General features: G+C 70.4%; 2 protein-coding genes. Both read left to right on the top strand.

Going from position 1 to position 2,932, the window contains the following annotated elements; translation table 11 throughout:
- Nucleotides 1-192 precede the first annotated feature (192 nt).
- Complete coding sequence (hutF, locus tag FL344_RS38035) at nucleotides 193-1,581, top strand: formimidoylglutamate deiminase (protein WP_141621937.1); 1,389 nt, start codon at nucleotides 193-195, stop codon at nucleotides 1,579-1,581.
- Between the two features lie 105 nt (nucleotides 1,582-1,686).
- On the top strand, nucleotides 1,687-2,932 hold a 1,246-nt coding region (locus tag FL344_RS38030; protein WP_228565667.1), incomplete at its 3' end, for a hypothetical protein.

The raw sequence follows: 2,932 nt of genomic DNA, 5'->3' as shown, positions 1-2,932 counted from the left end.
GACGCAATACGAGATTCATGAGCGTCTCGTGGGCTCGGAGATGGGTCTAAGAGACAGGTCCGGGTGGGGGAGACAACTCGGGGGGGCCGACGGAAGACCGGACTCCGGCGCTCGCGCTCCACTGACGTCTGGCATTTCACGGGGCGCGCCGCGGCTGCTGCGCGCCCCGTGGCGCTGGCGTAAGTTGCCGGCGTGAGCGACATCACTGTCTATCAGCCGGAGCTCCTCTACACGGGCGGCCGGTTCCACGAAGGGCGCGGCCTCGCGGTGAGCGCCGACGGCCGCATCCTGGCCCCAGAATCCGTCCCCGCGGGCGCGGGCACCGTCGCGCTGCCGGGAAGGGCCTTGCTGCCGGGGCTCGTCAACGGACACTCCCACGCGTTCCAGCGGCTCATCCGCGGGCGTACGGAGTACGTGGCATCGGGCCGGGAGGCGGACGACTTCTGGAGCTGGCGCGAGGCGATGTACCGCGCCGCCGAGTCGCTGAGCCCGGAGGACCTCTACGTCGCATCGCGGCAGGCCTTCGTGGAGATGGCGCTCGCGGGCATCACTACCGTGGGGGAGTTCCACTACGTCCACCACCAGTCCGACGGCACGCCGTACGCGGACCGCAACACGTTGGCGCACGCGGTGATTCGCGCCGCGCGGGACGTGGGGCTGCGCATCTGCCTGCTGCGCGTGGGGTACGCCCGTGCGGGCTTCGGCGTGGCGGCGAATCCGCGGCAGCGCCGCTTCATCGACCCGGACGTGGAGACGTTCCTGGGTTCGGTCGAGGCGCTGGCCCGCGAGGTGCGCTCCGACGCGGCGGTCAGCGTGGGGCTCGCGCCGCACAGCGTGCGCGCGGTGCCTCGGGAGTGGCTGGCGGCGCTCGCGGGTTCGTCCGTGCGGAGCCTGCCCGTCCACATGCACGTGGCGGAGCAGCCGAAGGAAATCGAAGCCTGTCTGGCGGAGCATGGCCGCAGGCCGGTGGAGTTGCTGGCGGACCTGGGCCTGCTGGGGCCCGGCTTCACGGCGGTCCACGGGGTGCACCTGACGGACGAGGAGGTGTCGCTGTTGGGCCGGGCCGAGGCCACGGTGTGCGCGTGTCCTTCCACGGAGCGGAACCTGGGCGACGGCATCGTTCCCGCGGATGCGCTGGTGAAGGCGGGCGCGCGCATCAGCCTGGGCTCGGACAGCCAGGCCACGGTGGACCTGCTGGATGAGGCGCGACAGTTGGAAGGGCACCTGCGGCTGTCGCGGCTGCGGCGCGCCGTGCTGGACCCGGGCGGGGGCGCCATGGATGGGCTGGCGGCGCGGCTGCTGGACATGGCCACCGTGGACGGCGCGCGGAGCCTGGGGCTCGCCACGGGCGCCCTGGAGGCGGGCGCGCCCGCGGACTTCTTCACGGTGGACCTGCACCATCCGTCGCTCGTGGGCGCCTTGCCCGCATCGCTGCTGCCCGCCATCGTGTTGGGCGCGGAGAAGGCGGCGGTGCGCGATGTGGTGGTGGGCGGACGTGAGGTCGTCCGTGAGGGCAGGCATGCGCTCGCGGAGGAGAGTGGCCGCGCGTTCCAGGTGTTGTCTCGCGCGCTGTACGCCTGAGCGGCAGTCCTCCTCCGATATGGCATTGGGGCGCGGCGCGTTCACCCCGGGAGTTCATTCCCGGAGGGGCCGATGCGCGCGAAGTGGTTCGCGGTGGTGACGTTGATGTGCTTCCAGGTGGGCTGCGCGGCCCGACAGGGAAGCACCTTCAGTGACTTGTTCATCCCGGATGGCGAGGCCATCTACGAGCGGCCCCTGGAAGAAGTCTGGCCCGAGGTGCGGCAGTTCTTCACGGAGAACAAGCTGCCCTTCAAGGAGGACAAGGGGAGCCTGGTGCTGGAGACGGACTGGCGCCAGGAGTTCGGCGGCTCGAAGATTTCGAGCTTCTGGCACCGGTACATGGTGCTGGGAAAGCGCGAGACGCCGACGAAGAGCAAGCTGTGGATCATCCGCATCACCAAGAGCTCCAGCACCGCGCTGAGTCCTCCGGGCCGTGAGATTGATTGGGGGCCGGGCCGTGGCCTCACAGGCGGGAGTCTTTCCGAACGGCAAGCGGCCGTGGAGACAGAGAGTATGATGGGGGCGACAGGGGGGGGCGCGTCGGACCCCACGCTCAGCGTGGAGGACTGGGAGGCCCGCCTCGCCGCGCCGCGGGGAGAGAACTCCTTCTACGCGGGTTCGGGTCAGGGCTCGCGGGACCTGGTCATGGAGTGGCGGGTGTTCCGCTCCATCGCGCCCAAGCTGATGAAGGAAGAGAACGCGCCCAAGCCGGTGCAGGTGGCGATGGCGCCCAGTGCGAACGCGGGCGCGGAGGCCATGGCCTTTGAATGTGGCCTGCCCATCCTGGGGTTGGGCAAGCAGGTGAAGCCAGGTGGCACGTTGCTGCTGGGGGAGATGCACGGCACGCAGGAAGTGCCGCGTTTCGTGGCGCAGGCGTCATGCCAGGTGGCGGTGGCTGGCATGCCGGTGACGGTGGGGCTGGAGCTGCCGCTGGAGAGCCAGACGCGCGTGGGTGCGTTCCTGGAGAGCGCGGGGGCGGAGGATGACTGGCTGAAGCTGATGGAGGCGCCGTTCTGGCGCAGCCCGTACCCGGACGGCCGCAGCAGCGAGGCGGTGGCGAACATGCTGGAGCAGCTGCGCCAGCTGCGCTCGCGCGGGCTGGACGTGGATGTGTTCGTCTTCGACCACCCGACGATGCAGGGGCAGGCGCGCGAGGACGCGATGGCGGCGACGGTTCGGCACCACGTGGAGTCGGGCCCCCAGCGCTTCCACATCGTCCTGTCCGGCAACATCCACTCGCGCACGAAGAAGGGGCTGCCGTGGGACAAGTCCTTCCGGCCGATGGGGCTGGTGCTGAAGGACGAGCTCGACAGCGTGGTGGCGCTGGACATGGCGTACAACAGCGGGTCGG

The sequence above is a fragment of the Myxococcus sp. AB036A genome (assembly GCF_006547355.1).
In the GTDB taxonomy this organism is placed as follows: domain Bacteria; phylum Myxococcota; class Myxococcia; order Myxococcales; family Myxococcaceae; genus Myxococcus; species Myxococcus virescens.
Note: the sequence above shows the minus strand (reverse complement) of the source record. Positions and strands in the feature narration are given on the sequence as shown.